The following is a 22,421-nucleotide window of genomic DNA, read 5'->3' as shown; positions in this document are numbered from 1 at the left end:
ACCTCCTTCAAAACGCTGCTCACTCCATGGAGTTGCAGTCCACAAATAGATTCATCCCGCGGTTGGCGCGGTCGTTTGCAAATGCCTTCAGCAGCCAGCTCACCGCCTCTCGGGTGGGCCTGTCGTTCTTTCCCACCAGCAGGCAGCGGTAGCGGTAGCGGTTATTCAGCTTCATCACCGGCGCAGGGGCGGGACCCAGCACCTCCGGTTCTCCGGCCGCCAGCTCCGGCAGGGCGCAGAGGCGGCGCAGCTCTTCCCGCACTGCGACGGCGGCCCGGAGGACGGCGCCCTCCTCGGTACCGGAGACGGTGAAGGTAAAGAGGTCTGCAAATGGCGGAAACCGCCGCAATTGCCGCATCCGGATCTCCCGCTCATAAAACCCCTGGTAATCCTGCCGAGCCGCGCACTGGATCACATCGTTTTCCGGGGTGTAGGTCTGGATCACCGCCCGGCCGGCACTGCCGCCCCGGCCCGCCCGGCCCACCACCTGGGTCAGCAGGCTGAAGGTCCGCTCGGCGGCCCGGTAGTTGTCTACATACAGGGACAGATCCGCAGCCAGAACCCCCACCAGTGTCACCTGGGGAAAGTCCAGCCCCTTGGCCACCATCTGGGTGCCCAGGAGGATGGGAATCTGCTCCCGCTCAAACTTGTCCAGCAGCTGTTCATGACGGCCCTCGGCGGTGTCTGCGTCCATCCGCAGCACCTCCGTACCTGGGAACAGATCGTGGAGCTCCTCCTCCACCTTCTGAGTGCCGGTGCCCACGTGCTTCATGATGCCGCCGCAGACGGGGCAGGTGTCGCTGGATCGCTCCGAGTGGCCGCAGTAGTGGCACATCAGCCGCCCATTGGCGGAGTGATACGTCAGCGCCACGCTGCAGCGGGGACACTCCGGCACATGGCCGCACTCCCCGCACAGCAGATACCTGCTGCTGCCCCGGCGGTTCAGCAGCAGGATGCTCTGCTCTCCCCGCCGCAAGTTTTCCTCCAGCTCAGTGCGGAGGACCTGCCCCACCATCCCGGCGTTGCCCGCCCGGATTTCCTGTTTCAGGTCCGCCACCAGCACCTCCGGCAATGCCTGCCGGTTATAGCGCTGGCGCAGCAGCGCCTTGTGATAGATCCCATGCTCCGCGTTCCAGGCGGTCTCCACCGCCGGAGTGGCAGACCCCAGGACCAAGGTGGACTTGTCCCGGGCGCAGAGGTATTTGGCCACGTCCCGGGTGTGATACCGGGGCGGGTTTTCCGACTGATAGCTGCTCTCCTGCTCCTCGTCCAGGACGATCAGGCCCACGTTTTTCAGCGGGGCGAAGATGGCGGACCGGGTGCCCAGCACCACCTGGACCTCGCCCCGGCGGATACGCTTCCACTGGTCGTAGCGCTCCGTCATCCGCAGGGAGCTGTGGAGCATGGCCACCTGGTCCCCAAAACAGGCGGAGAACCGCCGCATCATCTGGGGCGTCAGCACGATCTCCGGCACCAGGACCATGGCCCGCCTCCCCCGGCTCAGTATTTCCTGAACCAGACGGAGATAGACCTGGGTCTTGCCGCTGCCGGTGACGCCCTGGAGCAGCACCGCCTCCGGCTTCCCGGTCTTCGTCAGGGTCCGGATAGACTGAAAGGCCGCCTCCTGTTCCTCATTGAGGACGATAGGACCGCTGGGTTCCACCGCCGTCAGGTCCGGCAGCCGCAGCTCCTCTTCCGCTGAAAAAGCCACGATCCCCGCCTTCTCCATCCCCCGGAGGGCGGCCATGGAGACGCCTGTGAAGTAGCATACCTCCGCCGCGCTCATCCGCCCCTCTGCCGCCAGGAGACGCACCGCCTCCCGCCGCTGGGGGGAGGATCGCTTTTCCGTCAGAGATGCGGCCTCCTCGGCGCTGACGGCCAGTTCCACCATCCGACGGGACTTGTCGCCGATCCTCCGGCGGGCCGCAGTCTCGCAGACCGTGACCCCGGCCTTCTGCAGTGCCCGCAGCACAGTGCCAGCCTCCCTGCCGCAGGCCTCCTCCAGCACTGACAGCTCTGCGGAGCCTCCGGCGGCAAACAAGGCGTCCAGCACCGGGGCGGCCCGTCGGATGCCGGTGGCCGCGCCGTCGGCCGCGCAGCGGTCCATGCCCTCTGCCACATGCCAGACCTCCCGGATCTGGTACCAGAGTCCGGCGGGCAGGATGGCCTTCACCGCTTCAAACAGCGTGCAGAAGTACCGCTGCCGCAGCCACAATGCCAGGGCGATGCCATCGCCGTCCAGTACCGGCCCTCGGTCCAGGACCGACAGCAGGGGCTTGAGCCCCTGCATCTTTTCACCTGGCGTCCGGGCCAGAATAATGCCCTCACTGGTGCGGTTGCCCCGGCCGAAGGGCACGGTGACCCGGACGCCGGGTACCGCCGTTTCCAGCAGCTCCGGGGGAACCAAGTAGTCATAGGGCTTGTCAATGGAATAGGGCGCGGCGCTCACCGCGATTTTCACGATCTCAGCGGTTTCCATGCCTCGCCCCTCCTGTTGTTACTGTGCCTCTTCCTCCGCCGGCTGTAGATCCTCCGGTTCCTCAATGGTCAGGTCCATATTTCTGGCGTCCAGCTTGCCGTCCGCCACTTCCTGGATGGCCAGGGTGACGGGCTTCTCCGTCAGATGCTCGCCAGTCTCCTCCGCCTCGTCGGCGATCTGCCGGGCCCGGCGGGCCACCACGTCCACCAGCATATAGCGGTTGGGGATATAGCCGGTCAGCTTGTTCATTGCGGGATACAGCATCATAATGGATCAACTTCCTATCTGCCTTGCAGGCGTAAATTTATTTATGAACAAAGTGCGCGTCTCAGCGTCCGCTGATGATCTCCATGCGCTCCTGGGGCTTGCAGTGCTCCGCCGTGATAATGGCGTTCAGCTCCCCCACCGCATTCTCCACGGTGTCGTTGATGACAAAGTAATCATAGGTGTGGGCCGTCTGAAACTCCACTTTGGCCCGCAGCAGCCGCTTCTGGATCTTCTCGGGGCTGTCGGTGCCCCGCTCTGTCAGGCGGCGCTCCAGCTCCGCCCAGCTGGGAGGGGCGATGAAGATGCGCACCGTGTCCGGCCGCTTGCTGCACACCTGGATGGCGCCCTGAATCTCAATATCCAGGATCACGTCCTTCCCGGCCTCCATGGCATCGTCCACAAACTTCTTGGGTGTGCCGTAGAAGTTCCCCACGTACTCCGCGTACTCCAGGAACTGGTCCATGGCGATCCACTTCCGGAAGGACTCCACGTCCATGAAGTGGTAGTGGATGCCGTCCAGCTCTCCGGGACGCGGGTCCCGCGTGGTGGCCGACACAGAAAAATACAGATTCTTCCGGGACTCCAGCAGGGCCTTGAGCACCGTGCTCTTCCCCACGCCGGAGGGGCCGGAGACCACAAAGGTCCTCCCCTTTCTCATATACACACGCTCCTATTCTTCGTTCTCTCTCTCTTCCTTCGGTGCGAACCGCTCCGGCGGCAGGGCCGACAGTACCACGTGGTCGCTGTCCATGATAAAAATGGACGCGGTCTTGCGGCCGTAGGTGGCGTCGATCAGCATTCCCCGCTCCCGGGACTCCTGCACCATGCGCTTGATGGGGGCCGAGTCCGGCCCCACCACAGCCACCAGCCGGTCAGCGGAGACCAGATTGCCGAATCCGATGTTGATGAGCTTCATCTTCCATCACTCCACATTCTGGACCTGCTCCCGCATCTTCTCCACTTCCGCCTTCAGCCCCACTACCACATTGGCAATGGCCACATCGTTGCACTTGGAGCCGATGGTGTTGGACTCCCGGTTGACCTCCTGGATCAGGAAGTCCATCTTCCGGCCCATGGGCTCGTCGCTTGCCAGCATGGTACGCAGCTGGGCCACGTGGCTCCGCAGGCGGACGGTCTCCTCGTCCACAGCCACCTTGTCCGCGTAGATGGCGGCCTCCATCAGGATCCGCTGCTCGTCGACGGTGGTGCTCTGCAGCACCTCCTCCATCCGGGCGGTGAGCTTGGCGCGGTACTCCGCCACCGTCTCCGGCGACCGCATCTCCACCTGTCCGGTGTAGCGCTCAATGGCGTCCAGCCGGTTGGAGATGTCCTCCGCCAGCTTCTGCCCCTCTACGGCCCGCATGTCATTGTACGCGGCCAGCGCCTCGTCCAAGACCGCGCAGAGGTCGGCGCTGACGGTCTCCAGGTCCTCATCCGCCTTCGTGACGGTGAGGACGTCCGGGAACCGGGCCAGCGTCTCCGGTGCGGGCCGATAGTCCGCTGTGCCGCAGACGTCCGACAGCTCCCCCAGGGCGGCGGCATACTGGGCCGCCAGCTCCCGGTTCACCGCAACCTTGACCACATCCGCGGCAGTGGCGTCCACGGTGATGAACACGTCCACCTTTCCCCGGGACACCGCCTGCTGGACGTGCTTTTTCACCGCGTCCTCCGCAAAGGCATACATCCGGGGCATCTTCACGGTGCAGTCCAGATACCGGTTGTTGACGGAGCGGACCTCCACCGTGATGTCCCGCTTGTGCAGCTCCTGTCTTGCCCGGCCGTAGCCGGTCATGCTCTTAATCATGTGATCCCTACTTCCTCTCTTGTGGTCTCTCAGCAGCAGAACCAATAGCCGCCGCCATTGCAGAGCGCCCAGAGACAGCACAGGCTCATACAGGGATTTCCGCCGCACAAGGTGCCGAAACTCCCGCCGCCGGGGCGGTATGCCGTGTCGTCCGTGCCCTCCATATACTCCAGCGCCTGCCGGTACTCGGCGTTGGTGGGGTCCATCTGGCAGGCGGTCCGGTAGTACCGCAGCGCCTCGTCCAGCCAGCCCCGGCGGTAGCAGACCGCCCCCTTCAGGAAGTTCCACTCCGCATTGTGGTCGCTGTAATTGGCCAGCAGCGCCTCCGCCCGGCTGATGTTGCCGGTGTTGATGGCGATGCGGGCCTGCTGGAGCACGGAGCTCTGACCGCTGTAACTCTGGGAGCCCCCATATCCGCCGTAGCCCTGATAGCCGCCGTACCCGCCGTAGCCGGAAGCGCCGTAAGAGGCCCCGCCGGAGCCGCTCCCCCGCTTGCCGGAGGCCCGCTCCTTGGTGATCTGCTCGTAGGCGGCGTTGATCTCTTTCATCTTCTCCTGCGCCAGATCCGCCAGCGGATTGTCGTGGTAGTTATCCGGGTGGTACTTCCGGGCCAGCTCCCGATATGCTTTTTTGATCTCCTCGTCGGAGGCGTTCTCCGACACACCCAGTATCTGATAGGGATCGTTCATGTGGTCTCCTCAGCCTTCTTGTGTTTCTTTCTCTGTTCCCTGGGGGGCATTTTGTGGAAGGTGCCCTCCAGCACGGCCCGGCCCACGGCAAAAAGCCCGGTGTACACCGTACTCTCCAGCAGGGGGCGCCAGACGCCGAAGTCCCACAGCTCAAAGGCCGTGGCGATCATGTGGATGGAGTGGTCCAGCGTTCTGGCAAAGGCCCGGCGGCTCTCCTCGTCCCATTTGCCGTCCCGCAGGCCATAGCGCAGGGCCACGGGATTATAATTCCCGGAGACGGCGTCTTTTTGCAGGTCGTCCGCCGCGTCGATCAGATACACCCACCGGCCCAGGTGGTAGAGCATCTGCTCCAGCACCCGCCGCCGCACCGGGTCCTCCACCCCGGCAGCCGCTGCCGCTAGCAGCTGGGCAAAGGTATCTGCCGCCTGATCCATGGAGGGACAACACTCCCCCTCCAAGCGGCTCAGAGCCGCCAGCTGTTCCCGCACCCGGCCGTCAAACTCCGGCCGGGCCGCGGCAGCCTTTCGATAGCCGCCCCGCAGTGCGGCGGCGGAGACCCGGTAGCCCAACCCCTTCCAGAGGCCGTGGTCCTCCACGCCGTCCCGCAGCTGCCAGTAGGCCAGAATCACGCTCTCATCCGCCGCCAGCTCCAGGGCCGCGGTTGCGGGCTGGTACGCCCGGAGCCGGACGGGGCTGGACACGCACCGCCTCCGGCAGGGTGCAGCTTCTTCCGGATCCGACAGCAGGATGGCCAGATAGGTGAAGTCGTAGTTCAGGATCATCCGGGCCGCCGGGCCGTACCGCTCCCCCAAGATGTGGCACAGCCCGCAGTATGCCCGCCGGAACCGGTCTGCCTCCTCCTGAGGCAGGATCTCCAGCGGGGGGCGTACATAGCCGAACACCGCCTCAGAACACCCGGACGATGTTGAAGGTCAGGCCGCCCCTGGCCCGCAGCCTGCGGTCATAGAAGATGGCAAAGACGATGCCCGCCGCGAATCCGGCCGCAGCCACCGCGTACTGCGCCGCCACGCTGTCCGTCAACAGGGACATGATGACATACCCCGCCAGGAACAGCACCACCGGGATCAGGTACACCAGTACCACGATCCGCAGCATATTCTTGGTGCTGCTCTCCACAACCACCTTCTGTCCGGGCCGGGCGCCGATGGGGTTGCTGGCCCGGGCGTGGACCGCCGCGCCGGTGACGCCGCAGCCGGCGCACTCCTCGCAGTCGTGTCCGCAGGCGGATTTCCGGGGTACGGAAATCTCCGCGTGGTCCGCATCTAAAATTCGTTCAACTGTTGCGATCTGCGTCATGTTGTCTCGTCTCCTGTATCTGGGATCTCCCCGGCGGGCGTATCAGGCTCCGCCGGCTGATCGGATGTCTGTTCAGAAATGGTGACACGCACCTGATACGTCCCGCCGGAGACGCCCACGTCGTGCCCCACCACCGTCACCTCCGCGGGGACAGTGTAGGTGCCCACGGCGGAGCCGAAGTCCGCCAGGTCCACCGTCACCAGAATGTTGTCCGAGGTAATGGCCCCCACATCCCCGCTGGTGCCGAAGATGGACACGGCCAGCTGCTCTGTCAGCAGGTCTACGGTCCGGTCCTCCGGCGCGTTCTCCAGAATGAAGTTGGTGGCCGTCACCGTGGTGCGCTGCATATCCTTGAAGGAGATGCGCAGCGTGGCGCGTGTGACGCCGCTGAGATTCTCGCATCCCTCCGGGATGGGAATGGCATAGCTGTAATTGGTGGTGCTGCCCAGCTCCGCCAGATTGAAATCGTCCAGAACGATGCTGTCCATGCTGTTCAGCACATCTGCCGGGCCGGACACCAAGATGGTGGACGGCTCGATCCCCCAGTCCACGTTGTACATGCGGGCGCCGGCGGACTCCACGAAGTTCATGGTCAGCTGCAGCTCCCGGGTGACATATACCGGCAGCGTCACCTGAATGGTCTCCTCTGTGGTCTGGAGGCTGGTGTTCTCCAGCAGCTGGTCGTTTGCGTCATAGAACTGGATGGGCAGCTCTCCCGTGACCGTGGAGGTGGCGTCCTCTCCCAGATCCAGGGTCACCTTGGCATAGCTGACGGCATCCACATCCTCCTGATCGCCCCGGACCTCGATCTCCGTGGGGCTGACCTGCAGCTCTCCGGCGGAGTAACCCTCTGCCACATTGCCGGAGATCTCGCACCGGACATCCACCGTCTTGTGGTACAGCTCCGCCACGTTGATGGTGATGACGGAGGGCGTCCGGTCGCTCACCGTAATATTCTGCCGGAAATACTCTTCCGTATAGCCGTAAATCACCGAGGTCACCGTCTGCACCCCTGTCCGGCTCACGTTGGAGAGATCCACTGTCACCCGGATATAGTCTTTGTCCAGCAGAGCCAGGTCAAACGCAGTCCCTTCCATCTCCAAATCCACGGTGCTGACGGTATCCTCGTCCAGCAGCATGAAGCCCCGCTCTGTAAGGACCGTCTCCCCAGTGTAGGTGATGGGCACATCCCGGAACCACTTGGTATGCATCACCGCACCGCCGTTGTTTCCGAAGTTGTCCACGAAGATCCACACCACGATGGCCGCCAGGATGCACAGGGCGAGATACACCGCCTTCTGCTTGGGATTACTTTTCATGGTTGTCGCCTCCCGTGCTTCCGGCCCGCAGCAGATTCATCAGGCTGAACTTGGGCTTGTCCTCCCCGGCCTCCTGCGGAAGCAACTCGTTCCGCAGGATATTGGCCAGCGTCTCCGGCTTGAGGTGCCGCTTGAGCATTCCCCCGATGGCCACGGAGATGGACCCGGTCTCCTCGGAGACGATGACCACCACGGCGTCGGCGTTCTCGCTCATGCCGATACCGGCCCGGTGGCGCATCCCCAGCTCCCGGGAGAGGTTCACGTTCTTGCTGAGAGGCAGCATGCATCCGGCGCCAAGCACCCGCCCGTTCCGGACGATGACGGCGCCGTCATGCATGGGAGCCTTTACAAAGAAGATGTTTTTCAGCAATTCGCTGGAGACCGCCGCATCCAGCACCGTGCCGCTGCGGACCATGTCGTCCAGCAGGTTTTCCCGCTCGAACACGATCAGGGCGCCGGTGCGGGACTGGGACATCTCGGTGCAGGCCAGCACCGTCTGGTCGATGGCCTGTTCCACGGCGGTGCCGGCCTCCGCCCGGGAGAAGAAGGCGATGAAGCGGCGGCTGCCCACCTCCTCCAGGATGCGTCGGATCTCGGGCTGGAAGAGGACGATCAGCGCCACCACGCCCCACCTCACCAGCTGGTTCATGATAAAGTTGATGCTGTTCATATTCAGGACCATGGACAGCATCAGCGCCGCCAGAAACACCAGCACGCCCTTGAGCAGGCTGGCGGCCCGGGTGCTCTGAATCAGCGTCAGAGCCTTGTAAAACACAAACACCATAATCGCTATATCCAAAATGTCCGTGACCTTCAGCATCATCAGATACCGGCCGATGATCCCGGGCAGTGTGGAGAGCGTGACAAATTCCATTGGACGTCATCATCCCTTTCAGGCCATGAATATCTAGATTATATAAAATCTGCCTGTAGAATGCAAGGCAAACCAAGCTAAAATTCACGGTCTGTTCAGAAAGTCACCTCAGGATCTCCCCCATAGCCACTAGGAAACGGGATACTTCCTCCCGCGTGTTCCAGTGGGAAAAACTCAGCCGGACGGTGCCGGTGTCCAGCGTCCCGGCGGTGCGGTGGGCCAGGGGCGCGCAGTGAAGGCCCGCCCGCACGGCGATGCCCCGGTCTGCCAGGGCCGCGCCCAATGCCTCTGCGTCCATGCGCTCCGGGACAATGGAAAGCACCCCCGCCTGGGCCGCCAGGTCTGGCAGGGCAAACACCTGCAGTCCAGGGAGCCGCCTCAGGCCCTCCGCCGCCTGGAAGGTCAGCTGCCGCTCTCCGGCGCAGATGGCCTCCGGCCCCAGCTGGCGGACGAATCGGACCCCCGCCAGCAGCCCTGCGATGCCGGGCATATTGTGGGTGCCCGCCTCCAGCCGATCCGGCAGGAAGTCCGGCATCTCCTGCTGGATAGAGATGCTGCCGGTGCCGCCCTCCAGCAGTGTGCGGACGGGGACGTCCTTCCCGCACAGCAGTACGCCGGTTCCCTGGGGGCCGTACAGGCCCTTGTGGCCCGGCATGGCGATGAAGGCCGCCCCCAGGGCCGTCATGTCCAGGGTCAGCATCCCGGCGGACTGGGACGCGTCGATGATGAAGGGTACCTCCCGCTCCCGGCAGATAGCGGCGATAGCCTCCACCGGCTGGACGAAGCCGAATACGTTGGACACGTGGTTGCAGATCACCGCGTCCGTGCCGGGCACGATCAGGCGGTCAAAGGCCGCCGTCACCGCTGCAGGCTGAAACAGGGGCGCCGCCGCCACGGACACCTGGGCCCCCAGGGCCGCCAGGGGCCGGGTGACAGCGTTGTGCTCATATCCGGAGATCACGGCTTTCCCGCCGGGGGGCACCAGGCTCTTGATGGCAATGTTCAGGCCGTGGGTGGCGTTCATGGTGAAGGCCACCTGCTCCGGGTTCTCCAGATGGTACAGCTCCGCCAGCTCTGTCCGGCAGTCGAAGGCAGCCTCCGCCGCACGCATGGCGGCGGGGTATCCGCCGCGGCCGGGAGAGCTCATGGTGGCCATGGCGTTCCGCATGGCGTCCGCCACAGTCCGGGGCTTCTGGAAGGTGGTGGCCGCGCTGTCAAAATAGATCACGGTCTCACCTCCCGGAACGTCCCCCGCTGAGTCAAGAATATCTGAACAGGGTCCAAAGATTCCCTGTGAAGGGCCGTCAGGGCAGCCGTCAGGTCGGAGTCCGCGATCTGCACGGCGTAGGCGCAGCCCCGGTCCGTCAGGTCCCGGGGGGCCCGGAAGATCCGGCTTCGGATCCCCGACCGGGCCAGCGCCCGCTGCATCCGCTGGGCATAGGTCACCGAGCGGGCGATAATCAAATAGTGCTCCACAGACACTCCTCCTCTCTACCCATTCTATGGTCGGGAGGCGCGGACGTGCGAAAAGGACGCGCCCGAGGCACGTCCTTTTTTCAGGGGAGCCGTTCCAGCAGCGCCACCGCATGGGCCGCCATGCCGGAGCTGTCCCCAGTAAAGCCCAGATGCTCCTCTGTGGTGGCCTTCACATTCACCCGGTCCGCATCCGTCCCAAGAGCTGCGGAGAGGTTCGCCTCCATCTCCGGGCGGTAGGGGCCCACCTTGGGGGCCTGGGCGATGAGGGTGGCGTCGATGTTCACCACGGCCCATCCTCTCTCCTGCAGCAGCGCTGCCACCTGCCGCAGCAGCTCCAGGCTGGAAATACCGGCGTAGCGGGGATCGCTGTCCGGGAACAGCTTGCCGATGTCCCCCAGCTTGGCGGCGCCGCAGAGGGCGTCCATTACCGCGTGGGTCAGCACGTCCGCGTCGGAGTGGCCCAGCAGCCCACGGTCCCAGGGGATCTCCACGCCCCCCAGCACCAGCCGCCGCCTCTCCGTCAGCCGGTGGACGTCATATCCATGTCCGATCCGCAGATTCGTCATATCCGATCCTCCCTGGCCTGCAGAATAGCCTCCGCCAAAATCAGGTCTACCGGAGTGGTGATCTTCAGGTTTTCCTCGTCCCCCTCCACCAGATAGACCCGCTTGCCCAGCCGCTCCACGGCGGAGCAGTCATCCGTTATGGGAATGCCCCCCTCAACAGCCGCCTGAAGCGCAGCTTTCAGCAGCGCATTCTCGAAGATCTGGGGTGTCTGCACAGCCCGCAGGGCCGCCCGGTCCAGCGTCTCCGCCACCGTGCCGTCGTCCCGGACGGCTTTGATGGTGTCCTTCACCGCCACCGCCGGGGCCGCCGCCCCGCAGCGGGCGGCCTGCTCCGCCACATCGTCGATGAGCTCCGGCGTCACCAAGGGGCGGGCGCCGTCCTGCACCGCCAGCAGCTCCATGCCCTCCCCGGCCTCCAGTGCTGCCAGAAGCACCGAGTGGGCCCGGCTCTCCCCACCCCGGATCACCTTGGTGCATTTGGTGATGCCGTAGGTCCTGCACAGCTGGGAGATCTCCAGAAAGTCCTCCTCCCGGGCGGCTACCACGATCTCGTCGATCCGCCGGGCCATCTGCAGGGCCGTCAGTGTCCGGGCCAGTACAGGAATGCCGTCCAGGGGCTGCAGCAGCTTGTTCACCCCGCCCATGCGGGAAGAACTGCCTGCCGCCGCCACCAGCGCGGCGCAGCAAGGGCGCTGGGCATCCCGGAATTTTTTGAAAAATGCCATGATCCGACCTCCCTGGAAATTTCTCCTGAAACAGCAGAATGTTCGCGGACATGGTCCGCGAACACGTTATCTCTGGATCTCCGGTGTCTGGAGCATGGCCTGCTCCACACGCCGCTCCACCTCTTCATAGCCGCTGTCCTCTGCCAGCACCAGCTCCGACAGCAGGATCTGGCGGGCCGTATGAAGCATCTTCCGCTCCCCATTGGAGAGGCCCCGCTTCCGTTCCCGGAACATCAGCCCCTTAATCACACGTGCCACCTCGTACAGATCCCCGCTCTTCATCCGCAGCAGATTTTCCCGGTACCGCTTGTTCCAGTTGCTGCTCTCCTCCACCGCCAAAGACGGAATAGCGGCAATCAGGGCTTCCGCCTCCGGCCGCTGGATGACCGAGCGGACTCCAATCGTCTGGCTGTTGGCGGTGGGGATCTTCAACAGCAGTCCACCCACCGGCATTTTGAACACATAGTAGTCCTGTGTACTCCCCGCGACCTTTTCCTGAACGATGGCGTCGATCACGCCGGCCCCATGCATTGGATGAACGACCAGATCCCCAACGCTGAACATGGTAAACTCCTTCCCATTTCCGCCGGGCGGTGACTGGAACCCGCTCTCTCTATTTCCACTTTTCTGTTTTCATAAATTTCATTATACCGGCTTTTCAGCAGCTTTACAAGCTTATTTTGAAATTTTTTTACTATCTTTTCCAGTGCCTTACACTTTCCGCAGAGAATCATCCACCCGCGGCAAGGGCATCAGCTCCTCCAGACACAGGTCCCCCCTGTACAAAAGAGCCGGACGGCAGATATGCCGCCCGGCTCCGGAGGATTTTGTTATCTCTTGTTGGAACGGCGCCAGATGTGCATCTTCTCCGCCTCGGCGATCAGCTCCTCGCGGAACTGAGGATGGGCGATGGCAATCAGGCCCTCGGCCCGCTCCCAAGTGGACTTGCCCTTGGCGTTGAACTTGCCGTACTCCGTCACTACATAGTGGAGGTTGGTGCGGGTGGCGGTGACCACGGACCCCTCCAGCAGCGTGGGCCGGATACGGGACTTCAGCTGGCCGCTTTTTTTGTCCATGTAGGAGGAGGAGCAGCAGATGAAGCTCTTGCCACCCTTGGACAGGTACGCGCCCATGACGAAGTCCTGCTGGCCGCCGGCACCGGAGATATGGTGAATTCCAGAGGACTCAGAGGACACCTGGCCGTACAGGTCGATATCCACGGCGCCGTTGATGGAGATGAAGTTGTCGATCTGAGACACCCGGGCAATGTCGTTCACATAGCTGACGGGAGCAGCCATGCACTCAGGGTTGTTGTCGATGAAGTCATACAGCTTCTGTGTGCCCGCCGCGAAGGCATAGGTCTGCCGGCCCCGGTCAAAGGGCTTGCGCAGGCCCGTGATGCGACCGGCTATGGACATGTCCACGAAGGCGTCCACGTACATCTCGGTGTGCACGCCCAAATCCTTCAAGTCGCTCTCGGCGATCATCTTGCCGATGGCGTTGGGCATAGAGCCGATGCCCAACTGCAGGCAGGCACCGTCACAGATCTCCGGCACCACCAGTTTGGCCACCGCCATGTCCACCTCACTGGCGGCTCCGCCGCCGCCCAGCTCATCCAAAGCAGGGTTCTCTCCCTCCACGATCATGTCCACGTCGTCGATGTGGATGCAGTTCTCAAACCCGCCCAAGCACACGGGCATGTTCTTGTTGACCTCCACGATGACGGTCTTTGCGCACTCGCACACAGCCTTCAGGTGGGAGCCGCCGGGACCGAAATTGAACCAGCCGTGCTCGTCCATGGGGGCCACCTGGAACATGGCCACGTCCAGGCTCTTGATGCAGTTGCGGTAATACCCCGGCAGCTCAGAATACCGCAGGGGGATGTAATAGGAGAAGCCCTCGCTCACGGCCTTGCGCTCGATGCCGCCCATGTGCCAGGAGTTCCAGCAGAAATGCTCCGCCGCATTGGGCACATCGAAAATGGCGGGCTTGTGGGTCAGGATACCGCCCCGGATCTTCACGTCGGTCAGCTCGCCCATCCGCCGGGCCAGCGCCTTATCCAAGGCATCCGCCGAGCAGACGCTCCAGCCGTAATCCACCCAGTCGCCGGACTTGACGGCCTTGACCGCCTCGTCGGCCGTTGTCAGCTTCTGTTTGTACACTTCCTGGTAGCTCATGTTGATCTTCCTCCTGTAATTCCCGTTTGTTGTATGATGTCATCGGTGTTGTCTTACATTGATTGTCAAGAGTATAACATACCAGCCCTTGAAAAGCAATCCATACCGTGAAAAAAATCACAAAATTTTCAAAAAAAGGCAGGCCCCTCACCGGAGCCTGTCTTTTTTAGGTCTGGAAATCCGTGCGGATTACTCCTCCACAGGAGCTTCTTCCTCCTCAGCCTCATCAGCCGCGGGAGTCAGCAGGGCGCGGATGGACAGGGAGATCTTCTGCTTCTCCTCGTCGATGGCCGTGATCTTGGCGTCCACAATCTGGCCCTCGGAGAGGACATCCTCAGGCTTGTCGATGCGCCGGTCAGCAATCTGGGAAATATGGATCAGGCCGTCCACGCCGGGCACGACCTCGGCAAAGGCGCCGAAGGTCATCAGCTTGACGATGCGGACAGAGGCCACGTCGCCCACCTGGTACTTGTCCATGAACACCTGCCAGGGATCGATGCTGTGATCCTTCACGCCCAGGGAGATCTTCTTCTTCTCGGGATCGAAGGAGATGACGTACACGTCCATGGTATCGCCCACCTTGCAGACCTCGGCGGGGGTCTTGATCCGGCTCCAGCTGAGCTCGGAGATATGTACCATGCCGTCCACGCCGCCGATGTCCACGAACACACCGTAGCTGGTCATGGACTTGACGGTGCCGGTGTAGTGCTTGCCCACTTCGATGTTGGCCCACACCTCCGCTTGGGCGGCCTTCCGGGCCTCCTCAGTGACGGAGCGGATGGAGCCCACCACGCGCCGGCGGGCGCGGTTGACCTCGGTGATCCGCAGCTGGACCTTCTGCTTCACCATGGCAGACAGATCGGCGCCGCGGGGCTGACCGCTCTGAGAGGCGGGGACGAATACCCGCACACCCTTGACGGACACCACGATGCCGCCCTTGTTCTCCTCGGTGACAGTGCCCTCCAGAACGGTCTTCTCCTCCACGGCCTGCTCGATGTTCTCCCAGACCTTGGCAGCGTCCAGACGCTTCTTGGACAGCTCTGCGTAGCCCTCCACGTCGTTGACGCGGACCACATAGGTCTCGATCTGGTCGCCCACGTGGATGATGTCCTCCGCCTTGACATTGGGGTCGTCGCTCAGCTCGCTGAGCTTGATGTAGGCCGCCTGCTTGGCGCCCACGTCCACCTGCACTTCGGTGGGGGTGATGGCGGTAACGATGCCGGTGACCCGGTCACCGTTATTTAAAGTTTTAAAAGACTGATTCAGTAATTCCTCGAAGGACTCCTCTTTGCCCTCGGCCGCCTTGATTTCTTCGCTCATCGTTGCATATACCTCCTTAATGATGCCCGCAGGCGTGGAGGCACCAGCCGTAAGGCCCGCAACAGTACAACCATTGAAAAAATCCGGCGAGAGCTCGTCCGCGCGTTCAATCTGGACCACGCGGGGGCATCTCCTCAGGCAAATTTCCGTCAGATGTTTGGTGTTGGCGCTTTTACGGTCTCCCACCACGACCATCACGTCTGCTTTGCCGGCGATTTCTGCCGCCTCAGACTGACGTTCATGCGTAGCATTACATATTGTATCAAAGATTTTTACGTTTGTACACTGTTTTTTTATGATTTTCCAAGAAGTTTCAAAAAGTTTTCGGATGCAGGTGGTCTGCGCTACTACGGTAACAGGGATTTCCCGACTTTTCTCATCCCCGTCCAGCCAAGCCTCCACGGCCTCCGGCCCGTCGAACACCAGGGGCTGGCGGCACCAGCTGGCCACCCCCATCACCTCCGGGTGCAGGGGTTCGCCGATGATCACCGGACGACGGCCCTCCGCCTCCGCCTGGGCCACTAGGCGCTGGATGCGGATCACATTGGGACAGGTGGCATTGACGCACCGGACGCCCCGGGCCTCCAGATCGTCCAGCACGGATTTCAATTCTCCATGGGATCGGATCACCACCGTGTCCCCCGCCGCCAGGCCAGCCGGGTCCTCGGTCTTCCGGACACCCCGGCGGGCCAGATCCTCCACCACGTGGGAGTTGTGGATCAGGTCTCCCAGCATCCAGCATCCGCCGGTCTCCTCCCCGGTCTTTGCCGCCAACTCCACCGCCCGCTTCACGCCGTAGCAGAATCCGGCGCTCTTGGCCAAAAGGACCTTCATCGCGCCTCCTTCCCCAGGGCGTAGGAGCGGCGGAGCACCTCGTCGGCGATGGCCTGGACCTCCTCCGGTGAAGGCCGACGGCTGGTGGCCTCCGGCCGGTATGCCTGGCCGAAGATGATGCGGGTCCGGCGAAAGAGGCGTTTGTTCCCCTCCACGTACACCGGCACGAACTGCGCCCCGGAACGGATGCCGATGACGGCCACACCACCCTTGGCGGGCAGGGCCCCCTCGTGTTCCACCCGGGTTCCCTCCGGGAATATCAGCAGGTTGTCCCCGCTCTTGATAGCCTTCAGGGCGGTTTTCACCGCCTCGATGTCCCCCTCGCCCCGGTCAACAGGGAAGGCGCCCAGCTTCCGCAGTACCCAGTCAAAGACCTTGTTGCAGAACAGCTCCTTCTTGGCCATGATGTGGAGCCGGTAGTTCACCGGAACCTTCAGCGCCACCAGCACCGGGTCCCAGTTGCTGTTGTGGTTGGGACACAGCAGGGCGCCGTGCTCCGGCAGGTTCTCCCGCCCGATGATGGTGACCGGGTGAAGAATCCCCGCCACCAAGTTTACCAGATAGTAGATGCATACGAAAAATCCATTCAGCGGCCTCTTTTCGCTCATAGTCCCGTCCTCTCCCGGATAATGTGCAGCAGCGCGTCCTCGCTCTGGAAAAAATCCAGAGCCGTGGTGTCCAGCAGCACCGCGTCCTCCGCCTGACGCAGGGGTGCGGCGTCACGGTGGGTATCGTTCCAGTCCCGTTCCTGAATGGCGCGGAGGATAGCCGCATAAGGCTCCGGCGTCCCCCGCTCCTCCAGCTCCAGCATCCGGCGGCGGGCCCGCTCCTCTGCGGAAGCAGTGAGAAACACCTTCACCTCCGCATCCGGCAGCACCACCGTGCCGATATCCCGGCCGTCCATCACCAGGCTGTTCTCCCGGGCCAGCTGGCGCTGCATCTCCAGCAGGTACGCCCGAACCTCCGGATAGGCGGATACCAGAGAGGCGTAGCGGGACACCTCCGGCAGGCGGATCTCCGCCGTCACATCCATTCCATTCAGCTCCATGTGCTGCAGGCCGTCCGTCCCATAGGTCAGGCAAATCTCCAGGTCCGGCAGCACCGCCACCACGGCGGAGCGGTCCCGGGGATCGATCCCCTTCCGCCACACGGCATAGCCGATGGTGCGGTAGATGGCACCTGTGTCCACGTATAAAAAGTTCAGTCTGGCGGCCACGCTCCTGGCCAGGGTGCTCTTCCCCGCGCCGGAGGGCCCGTCGATGGCCACGCGAATGTTCTCACTCATGCGTTCTCTTCCCCTTGTCTCAGCGCCTCCGCCGCAGCCTGTCCCGCCGCCCGGCCTGTGGCCCAGGCGATCTGCAGGTTGAATCCGCCGGTATAGGCGTCCACATCCATGATTTCTCCCGAAAAGTATAATCCCTTTACAAGTTTTGATTCCATTGTCTTTGGGTCAATTTCACTGATCTTTATGCCACCGGAAGTAACGATGGCGTCCGTCACCGGGCAGGGGCCGGCAATCTCCACAGAAAAATGCTTGAGGCTCTGGACCAGTTCCCGCCGCTGCTCTCGCGTCAGGTCATGGACCTTTTGATGGGGCGGGATGCCCGACCGCTCCACTGCCACCGGAATCAGCTTCTGGGGCAGCAGATCGTCCAGCGCGTTGCAGAAGTCGTGGTTGGCGTACTTCTCAAAGTCCCGCAGCAGCCGCTTGTCCAAGGCCTGCTCATCCAGAGCAGGCTTCAAGTCAATCTCCAGCCGATAGGTCTTTTTGCCGAAGTGCCGCATGTGGGCGGAGGCCGATAGCACCAGGGGCCCGCTGACACCGAAGTGGGTGAACAGCATCTCCCCGAAGTCCGTGTAGATCTTCTTCCGGTCCTCGAACACCGCCAGCCCCACATTCCGCAGGCTCAGGCCCTGGAGCTCCCGGCCCAGGCCGTAATCCCGCAGCGGCACCAAAGAGCCCTGAAGGTCCGTCACCGTATGCCCCGCTTCCCGGGCCATTCGGTGCCCCTCTCCTGTGGAGCCGGTGGCGGGGTAACTGACGCCGCCGGTGGCAAGGACTACCGCCCCGGCAGGGTATGTCCCCCGCTCTCCCCGGACACCTGTGACGGCGCCGGAGGTGATCTCCAGCTCCGTCGCCCGGTCCCGGACCAGAGAGACCTTCAGCGCCTTCAGCCGCCGCTCCAAAGCGGCGCTGACGTCAAAGGCCCGGTCACTGACGGGAAACACCCGATTCCCCCGCTCGGTCTTCAGCGGCACGCCGATGGACGCAAAGAACGCCATGGTGTCCCGGCCGTCGAACCGGGAAAAGGCGCTGTACAAAAACTTGCCGTTCCGGGGCACGTTGGCCAGCAAGGTCTGTACATCGGCGTTGTTGGTGACGTTGCACCGGCCCTTGCCGGTGATGTTCAGCTTCTTTCCCAGCCGCTCATTGGGCTCCAGCAGCGTCACCTGTGCGCCCCGCTCCGCCGCGGAGACAGCGGCCATCATCCCGGCGGCTCCCCCGCCGATCACTACCAGCCCCTTACTCATCGTCCATCTTCCCGAACACGCCGTAGGCGTTCCAGATGTCCTCCAGCTCCGCAAAGGTGCGGGACACGTCCGACCGCATCCGGGAGCCCACGGCGATCAGCAGCGCGTTGATGAGGGACAGAGGCGCCACCATGGAGTCCACAAAGGAGATCATCTCACTGGGAGCCAGCAGAGCAGCCTCCGCCATCTGGTAGACGGGGGACAGCTCATTGTCTGTAATAGCCACGATGGTAGCCCCCCGGTCCTGGGCAAACTTCACTGTGTTCATAGTGACCTTGGAGTACCGAGGGAAGCTGATGGCGATCATCACATCCCCGGGGCCGATCCGCAGCAGCTGCTCGAAGATCTCCCCTGCGGCGTTGGACTGCACCAGCGTCACGTTCTCGGACAGCAGGTGCAGGTAGAAGTTCAGATACCCCGCCACAAAGGAGGAGGTCCGCACCCCCAGGATGTACAGGTGCCCGGCGCCCAGGATCAGGTCCACCACCTTGTTGAACTCGGTCCTGTCCGCCTCTTCCGCCACCATCCGCAGCTTGTCCATATCGGACTGGATCACGGCGGACAGCACATCCTGTCCGCCGAACAGATTGTCCGCCGCCTGGATGCGCTGGGTGGAAGTGAGGCGGCTGCGGATCATCTCCTGCAGTGCCCGCTGCATACTGGGATAGCCGTCGTACCCCAGCTCCGATGCGAAGCGTACCACTGTGGACTCGCTGACGCCGGAGAGCTTCCCCAGCTTGCTGGCAGTCATGAAGGCGGCCTTGTCGTAATTCTGCAGGATGTAGTCGGCAATCCGCTTCTGTCCCTTGGAAAAGGTGGGCATATTGCGCTCAATGGTATGTAGGATGCTCTTAGCCACTGCTGTTTCCTCCGTCGGCCGCCTGCAGGGGGCCGTTCTTGATCTTGCCCGGCAGCTCCGCTGGCCCGCCGGACGTTCCGCGGTCTATTGTAGCACAGTTTTTTCAAAATTCAAACCGCTTTGCGGGATTTTTCCGTCTCGCCGCCGGAATGGAAAAGACGCCGCCCCATTCAGGGCGGCGCCTTCCGCTTTTCAGTCAGGGGGTGACTCCCAGCGCCCCTGCCTCGTCCTGTGTCAAATACCGCCACTTTCCCGGCGGCAGATCGCCCAGCTCCAGAGCTCCCTCCCGGACCCGGCGCAGCCGCTTCACCGTCAGGCCGCACTGGGCACACATCCGGCGGACCTGCCGGTTCTTCCCCTCATGAATGGTCACTGCTAGCACCGCGGTTCCGGGAGTTTCCCGCAGCACCTCCACCCGGGCGGGGCGGATGGGCTCCCCCTCCAGGTCGGTGACGGCTGCCAGCCGGGCCGCCGCGCCGGCCACCGGTCCGAATACGGAGACGTGATACGTCTTTTCCACCTCGTGCTTTGGATGCAGCAGGTGCTGGGCCCAGGCACCGTCGTTGGTCAGCAGCAGCAGGCCCTCGGAATCCAGGTCCAGCCGTCCCACGGGATAAACCCGGCTCCCGCAGTCCGCTACCAGCTCCGCCACTGTCCGCCGCCCCCGCTCGTCCGAGAGGGTAGAGACATAGCCCCGCGGCTTGTTCAGCAGGATGTACACGGCCTCCGCCCGGGGCGCCAGGGGATGGCCGTCCACCAGGATCTCGTCCCGATCCGGGTCTGCACGCTGGCCCAGATGGGCGGTCTGGCCGTTCACCGTCACCCTTCCGGCGATCAAATATGTCTCTGCCGTCCGCCGGGAGCAAACCCCCGCGGCGGACAGCAGCTTCTGCAGTCGTTCTTCCATGTTGTCCTCTCTCTATCCCGGCAACCCCTGCTTCAGAATGCTCAGGGCGCTCTCCATCCGGGGCGCCACGTCGGCGCCATACAGCAGCGCCACCCGGCCCACCTCTTTTCCATTGACCGAGAAAACCGCCTCCCCGGCCCGCCGGCCGGCCCGGATGGGGGCCCGCAGAGATCCGGCCAGCTCCACGTCCAGCTCCAGGGACTCCCCCTCCGCCAGCGGCCAGGCGAAGCTGTCCGCCGCCACCAGGGGCACCGTGGCGCTCATGCCGTTTTCCACCTGGACCCGCTGGATTGTCTGGCCCAGAGAGGCCCCCAGCTTGGCGGGATAGGTGGAAAAACCGTAGTCATACAGCGCCGCGTGGTCCGCCCAGTCGTTGCCGTCCTGGAGAGTCACCGCCACCAGCCGCTGGCCGTTTCGCTCCACACAGCTCACCAGCGTCCGGCCTGCCGCCATGGTATAGCCGGTCTTCAGGCCGATACACCCCTCTATCTGGTTCAACAGCTTGTTGTGGTTGGTCATGGTCCGCCCGCCAATGGTGACGCTGCGGGTGGAGGCCATCCGTACCAGAGTCTCATTTTCCACCGCCGCGCAGGCAAGACGCGCCATGTCCCGGGCCGTGGAGTAATGGTCCTCATGGTCCAGCCCGTTGGGGTTGGCGAAGGAGGAGTGCTCCATGCCGATCTCCCGGGCCGTTGCATTCATGAGCTTTGCAAAGTCCTCCTGGCTGCCGCTGATGTGCTCGGCAATGGCCACGGCCGCATCGTTGCCGGAGCAGAGCAGCAGTCCATACAGCAGTGTCTCCAGCGTCAGCTTCTCCCCCACCTTCAGATACATGGAGGAGCCCTCTGTATACGCCGCCTCCCGGGAGACCGTGACCACATCGTTCAGGTCTCCCTCCCGGATAGCCACCAGGGCCGTCAGAATCTTGGTAGTGCTGGCGATCAGCATTTTCGCGTCGGCGTTCTGCTCATACAACACCCGGCCGCTGTCCACGTCCATCAAAATGGCGGAGGAGGCAGACGTACTGACCGCGTGCGTCTGACAAGGAAAAAGAGTGAACAGGGCCGCCAGAGCGATCCCCAAAGCGGCAAGCCGCCGGAGCAGGGTTTGCAAATGCCATCACCTCATTTGTTTGGTGATGGTAGTATACCCCGTTCAGACGGGTTCTTTTTCTTCCTTCTTGTCGAAATATTTTTCCACTTTGTCCACCAGATCCGGCATCATCTCCACCACCCGGTCCAGCGTGGTCATGGGCGGCATCGCCACCGGCAGCACCCGGGTCGTTCCCTCCCGGATCACCAGGAACGCCACAGGCTCGATCTTCACGCCTGCGCCGCTGCCGCCGCCGAAGTCCTTGGGCTGGGTCTTACCGTAGTCGGCGCCGCCGCAGCCGAAGCCCATACTGACCCGGGAAATGGGGATCAGAGTCACGCCGTCAGGCGTGGTGATGGGCTGCCCCACGATGGTGTTGGTGTCCGCCATCTCCCGGATCTTGTCCATCGTGGAACGCATCAAATCGCTGAGGGGTCTCTTCTTGTCCATTGTCTCGTCCATGGATGCCATCCTTTCTCGTCACGCGGCGGGGTGTTCTGCCGCCTTGTTGTCTGCTGCTTTGGATGCGGGCGGCATCCGCCGCCGCTTCATGAACCGCCGGAGCCAGCCGATGGCCGGGACCGCCAGCTGCGTTCCTACGGCGATCAGCGTCCCCAGCCGGATGGAGATGCCAAGCTCTCCTTCCGCCCGGGTCTCCTGCGCGTCAAAATCAATTCCGAGATGAATCCCGGGATCCCGGATCACCACCAGCTTCTCCAGAGCCGGCATCCCGGTCCAGACCAGGGCGTGGAGTCCACCGTACAACTCTGCGGCTGCCGCCGGGTCCTCCGCCCCGCCCAGGGTGGCGGACAGGCGCAGCGGGTCTACGCGGATACCCCGCCGGGTGCGGCGCAGAGCCTTTTTGGCGGCGGGCCACAGCGTCCTTGCGGCGTCCTGAAGATCTTCCAGTTTGGGCTTCGGGATTTTTTTTGCCGCCTCTGCCAGGTCCTTCGGCTCCTTTTTAGGCTTTCCCGTTTTTTTGGTTTCCTGCGGCGTTTTTTTTGTCTCTTTGGACGGTACCAGCCGGACCCGGAAGGGACCAATCGTCAAATCCGCCGCGGCCTGCCCCCTGCCGAAGACCACATACAGTCCCAGCCGCAGCCGCCACAGAAAAATCGCAAGTGCCAGCAGCACCGCCAACGTGATCCAAAGTCCCAGCAACGTCCATCACCCCCCTGACCGCT

25 protein-coding genes are annotated in these 22,421 nt (G+C 63.2%); all 25 read right to left on the bottom strand.

The window, feature by feature from the left end; translation table 11 throughout:
* Positions 1–19 precede the first annotated feature (19 nt).
* A complete protein-coding gene (gene priA / locus HMPREF1546_RS00335; RefSeq protein WP_021749900.1) occupies positions 20–2,479 on the bottom strand; it encodes a primosomal protein N' in 2,460 nt (819 codons plus the stop codon).
* Between the two features lie 18 nt (positions 2,480–2,497).
* On the bottom strand, positions 2,498–2,746 hold the full coding sequence (rpoZ, locus tag HMPREF1546_RS00330) for a DNA-directed RNA polymerase subunit omega (RefSeq protein ID WP_021749899.1): 249 nt from the start codon (positions 2,744–2,746) through the stop codon (positions 2,498–2,500).
* Positions 2,747–2,807: 61 nt separating this feature from the next.
* Positions 2,808–3,404: a guanylate kinase gene (gene gmk, locus HMPREF1546_RS00325; protein ID WP_021749898.1), complete on the bottom strand. Its 597-nt coding sequence runs from the start codon at positions 3,402–3,404 to the stop codon at positions 2,808–2,810.
* 12 nt (positions 3,405–3,416) lie between these two features.
* The gene (locus tag HMPREF1546_RS00320; protein ID WP_021749897.1) at positions 3,417–3,662 is read right to left on the bottom strand and encodes a DUF370 domain-containing protein; all 246 of its coding nucleotides are present in this window, start codon (positions 3,660–3,662) and stop codon (positions 3,417–3,419) included.
* 6 nt (positions 3,663–3,668) lie between these two features.
* Positions 3,669–4,550, bottom strand: coding sequence for a YicC/YloC family endoribonuclease (locus tag HMPREF1546_RS00315; RefSeq protein ID WP_021749896.1), 882 nt, complete (start codon positions 4,548–4,550; stop codon positions 3,669–3,671).
* A gap of 29 nt (positions 4,551–4,579) precedes the next feature.
* Positions 4,580–5,239 (bottom strand): DnaJ domain-containing protein, encoded by a 660-nt coding sequence (locus tag HMPREF1546_RS00310; protein WP_021749895.1) that lies wholly within the window; start codon positions 5,237–5,239, stop codon positions 4,580–4,582.
* Positions 5,236–6,141, bottom strand: coding sequence for a DUF5685 family protein (locus HMPREF1546_RS00305; RefSeq protein WP_021749894.1), 906 nt, complete (start codon positions 6,139–6,141; stop codon positions 5,236–5,238). Before HMPREF1546_RS00305 ends, HMPREF1546_RS00310 begins: the two co-directional genes overlap by 4 nt.
* A gap of 4 nt (positions 6,142–6,145) precedes the next feature.
* Positions 6,146–6,556 carry a SoxR reducing system RseC family protein gene (locus tag HMPREF1546_RS00300; RefSeq protein WP_021749893.1) on the bottom strand — a complete coding sequence of 137 codons (411 nt, stop codon included), beginning with the start codon at positions 6,554–6,556 and terminating at the stop codon, positions 6,146–6,148.
* The gene (locus tag HMPREF1546_RS00295) at positions 6,553–7,875 is read right to left on the bottom strand and encodes a YbbR-like domain-containing protein (protein ID WP_021749892.1); all 1,323 of its coding nucleotides are present in this window, start codon (positions 7,873–7,875) and stop codon (positions 6,553–6,555) included. Before HMPREF1546_RS00295 ends, HMPREF1546_RS00300 begins: the two co-directional genes overlap by 4 nt.
* A complete protein-coding gene (cdaA, locus tag HMPREF1546_RS00290) occupies positions 7,865–8,749 on the bottom strand; it encodes a diadenylate cyclase CdaA (protein ID WP_021749891.1) in 885 nt (294 codons plus the stop codon). The genes HMPREF1546_RS00295 and cdaA overlap by 11 nt, the downstream gene beginning before the upstream one ends.
* A 103-nt stretch (positions 8,750–8,852) precedes the next feature.
* Positions 8,853–9,977, bottom strand: coding sequence for an aminotransferase class V-fold PLP-dependent enzyme (locus HMPREF1546_RS00285; RefSeq protein WP_021749890.1), 1,125 nt, complete (start codon positions 9,975–9,977; stop codon positions 8,853–8,855).
* A complete protein-coding gene (locus HMPREF1546_RS00280; protein ID WP_021749889.1) occupies positions 9,974–10,225 on the bottom strand; it encodes a DUF3343 domain-containing protein in 252 nt (83 codons plus the stop codon). The genes HMPREF1546_RS00285 and HMPREF1546_RS00280 overlap by 4 nt, the downstream gene beginning before the upstream one ends.
* A gap of 80 nt (positions 10,226–10,305) precedes the next feature.
* Positions 10,306–10,791 carry a 2-C-methyl-D-erythritol 2,4-cyclodiphosphate synthase gene (gene ispF, locus HMPREF1546_RS00275; protein ID WP_021749888.1) on the bottom strand — a complete coding sequence of 162 codons (486 nt, stop codon included), beginning with the start codon at positions 10,789–10,791 and terminating at the stop codon, positions 10,306–10,308.
* On the bottom strand, positions 10,788–11,516 hold the full coding sequence (gene ispD, locus HMPREF1546_RS00270; protein ID WP_021749887.1) for a 2-C-methyl-D-erythritol 4-phosphate cytidylyltransferase: 729 nt from the start codon (positions 11,514–11,516) through the stop codon (positions 10,788–10,790). Before ispD ends, ispF begins: the two co-directional genes overlap by 4 nt.
* Positions 11,517–11,582: 66 nt before the next feature.
* Positions 11,583–12,080, bottom strand: a complete 498-nt coding sequence (locus tag HMPREF1546_RS00265) for a CarD family transcriptional regulator (RefSeq protein WP_021749886.1) — start codon at positions 12,078–12,080, stop codon at positions 11,583–11,585.
* Positions 12,081–12,346: 266 nt separating this feature from the next.
* The gene (locus HMPREF1546_RS00260; protein WP_021749884.1) at positions 12,347–13,693 is read right to left on the bottom strand and encodes a butyryl-CoA:acetate CoA-transferase; all 1,347 of its coding nucleotides are present in this window, start codon (positions 13,691–13,693) and stop codon (positions 12,347–12,349) included.
* Between the two features lie 189 nt (positions 13,694–13,882).
* Positions 13,883–15,847, bottom strand: coding sequence for a bifunctional 4-hydroxy-3-methylbut-2-enyl diphosphate reductase/30S ribosomal protein S1 (locus HMPREF1546_RS00255; RefSeq protein ID WP_021749883.1), 1,965 nt, complete (start codon positions 15,845–15,847; stop codon positions 13,883–13,885).
* On the bottom strand, positions 15,844–16,455 hold the full coding sequence (locus tag HMPREF1546_RS00250) for a 1-acyl-sn-glycerol-3-phosphate acyltransferase (RefSeq protein WP_021749882.1): 612 nt from the start codon (positions 16,453–16,455) through the stop codon (positions 15,844–15,846). The genes HMPREF1546_RS00255 and HMPREF1546_RS00250 overlap by 4 nt, the downstream gene beginning before the upstream one ends.
* Positions 16,452–17,132, bottom strand: coding sequence for a (d)CMP kinase (gene cmk, locus HMPREF1546_RS00245; RefSeq protein WP_021749881.1), 681 nt, complete (start codon positions 17,130–17,132; stop codon positions 16,452–16,454). Before cmk ends, HMPREF1546_RS00250 begins: the two co-directional genes overlap by 4 nt.
* Complete coding sequence (locus tag HMPREF1546_RS00240; protein ID WP_021749880.1) at positions 17,129–18,379, bottom strand: NAD(P)/FAD-dependent oxidoreductase; 1,251 nt, start codon at positions 18,377–18,379, stop codon at positions 17,129–17,131. The genes cmk and HMPREF1546_RS00240 overlap by 4 nt, the downstream gene beginning before the upstream one ends.
* Entirely contained in the window at positions 18,372–19,238 is an 867-nt protein-coding gene (locus HMPREF1546_RS00235; RefSeq protein ID WP_021749879.1) for a MurR/RpiR family transcriptional regulator, read from the bottom strand. The genes HMPREF1546_RS00240 and HMPREF1546_RS00235 overlap by 8 nt, the downstream gene beginning before the upstream one ends.
* A gap of 196 nt (positions 19,239–19,434) precedes the next feature.
* On the bottom strand, positions 19,435–20,145 hold the full coding sequence (locus tag HMPREF1546_RS00230; protein ID WP_021749878.1) for a pseudouridine synthase: 711 nt from the start codon (positions 20,143–20,145) through the stop codon (positions 19,435–19,437).
* Positions 20,146–20,157: 12 nt separating this feature from the next.
* The gene (locus HMPREF1546_RS00225) at positions 20,158–21,258 is read right to left on the bottom strand and encodes a D-alanyl-D-alanine carboxypeptidase family protein (protein ID WP_021749877.1); all 1,101 of its coding nucleotides are present in this window, start codon (positions 21,256–21,258) and stop codon (positions 20,158–20,160) included.
* A gap of 42 nt (positions 21,259–21,300) precedes the next feature.
* The gene (gene ytfJ / locus HMPREF1546_RS00220) at positions 21,301–21,699 is read right to left on the bottom strand and encodes a GerW family sporulation protein (protein ID WP_174232996.1); all 399 of its coding nucleotides are present in this window, start codon (positions 21,697–21,699) and stop codon (positions 21,301–21,303) included.
* Positions 21,700–21,717: 18 nt separating this feature from the next.
* Positions 21,718–22,398 (bottom strand): DUF2953 domain-containing protein, encoded by a 681-nt coding sequence (locus HMPREF1546_RS00215; RefSeq protein WP_021749875.1) that lies wholly within the window; start codon positions 22,396–22,398, stop codon positions 21,718–21,720.
* Positions 22,399–22,421 lie beyond the last annotated feature (23 nt).

Source organism: Oscillibacter sp. KLE 1745, assembly GCF_000469445.2.
GTDB lineage: Bacteria > Bacillota > Clostridia > Oscillospirales > Oscillospiraceae > Oscillibacter > Oscillibacter welbionis.
The sequence above is the reverse complement of the archived record's forward strand: the minus strand, read 5'-3'. Positions and strand labels throughout refer to the sequence as shown.

Excerpts from the sequence above, each read along its gene's own strand:
- priA (WP_021749900.1), bottom strand. The coding sequence starts at position 2,479 with ATGGAAACCGCTGAGATCGTGAAAATCGCGGTGAGCGCCGCGCCCTAT.
- rpoZ (WP_021749899.1), bottom strand. The coding sequence starts at position 2,746 with ATGATGCTGTATCCCGCAATGAACAAGCTGACCGGCTATATCCCCAAC.
- gmk (WP_021749898.1), bottom strand. The coding sequence starts at position 3,404 with ATGAGAAAGGGGAGGACCTTTGTGGTCTCCGGCCCCTCCGGCGTGGGG.
- HMPREF1546_RS00320 (WP_021749897.1), bottom strand. The coding sequence starts at position 3,662 with ATGAAGCTCATCAACATCGGATTCGGCAATCTGGTCTCCGCTGACCGG.
- HMPREF1546_RS00315 (WP_021749896.1), bottom strand. The coding sequence starts at position 4,550 with ATGATTAAGAGCATGACCGGCTACGGCCGGGCAAGACAGGAGCTGCAC.
- HMPREF1546_RS00310 (WP_021749895.1), bottom strand. The coding sequence starts at position 5,239 with ATGAACGATCCCTATCAGATACTGGGTGTGTCGGAGAACGCCTCCGAC.
- HMPREF1546_RS00300 (WP_021749893.1), bottom strand. The coding sequence starts at position 6,556 with ATGACGCAGATCGCAACAGTTGAACGAATTTTAGATGCGGACCACGCG.
- HMPREF1546_RS00295 (WP_021749892.1), bottom strand. The coding sequence starts at position 7,875 with ATGAAAAGTAATCCCAAGCAGAAGGCGGTGTATCTCGCCCTGTGCATC.
- cdaA (WP_021749891.1), bottom strand. The coding sequence starts at position 8,749 with ATGGAATTTGTCACGCTCTCCACACTGCCCGGGATCATCGGCCGGTAT.
- ispF (WP_021749888.1), bottom strand. The coding sequence starts at position 10,791 with ATGACGAATCTGCGGATCGGACATGGATATGACGTCCACCGGCTGACG.
- ispD (WP_021749887.1), bottom strand. The coding sequence starts at position 11,516 with ATGGCATTTTTCAAAAAATTCCGGGATGCCCAGCGCCCTTGCTGCGCC.
- HMPREF1546_RS00265 (WP_021749886.1), bottom strand. The coding sequence starts at position 12,080 with ATGTTCAGCGTTGGGGATCTGGTCGTTCATCCAATGCATGGGGCCGGC.
- HMPREF1546_RS00260 (WP_021749884.1), bottom strand. The coding sequence starts at position 13,693 with ATGAGCTACCAGGAAGTGTACAAACAGAAGCTGACAACGGCCGACGAG.
- HMPREF1546_RS00255 (WP_021749883.1), bottom strand. The coding sequence starts at position 15,847 with ATGAAGGTCCTTTTGGCCAAGAGCGCCGGATTCTGCTACGGCGTGAAG.
- HMPREF1546_RS00250 (WP_021749882.1), bottom strand. The coding sequence starts at position 16,455 with ATGAGCGAAAAGAGGCCGCTGAATGGATTTTTCGTATGCATCTACTAT.
- cmk (WP_021749881.1), bottom strand. The coding sequence starts at position 17,132 with ATGAGTGAGAACATTCGCGTGGCCATCGACGGGCCCTCCGGCGCGGGG.
- HMPREF1546_RS00240 (WP_021749880.1), bottom strand. The coding sequence starts at position 18,379 with ATGAGTAAGGGGCTGGTAGTGATCGGCGGGGGAGCCGCCGGGATGATG.
- HMPREF1546_RS00230 (WP_021749878.1), bottom strand. The coding sequence starts at position 20,145 with ATGGAAGAACGACTGCAGAAGCTGCTGTCCGCCGCGGGGGTTTGCTCC.
- ytfJ (WP_174232996.1), bottom strand. The coding sequence starts at position 21,699 with ATGGACGAGACAATGGACAAGAAGAGACCCCTCAGCGATTTGATGCGT.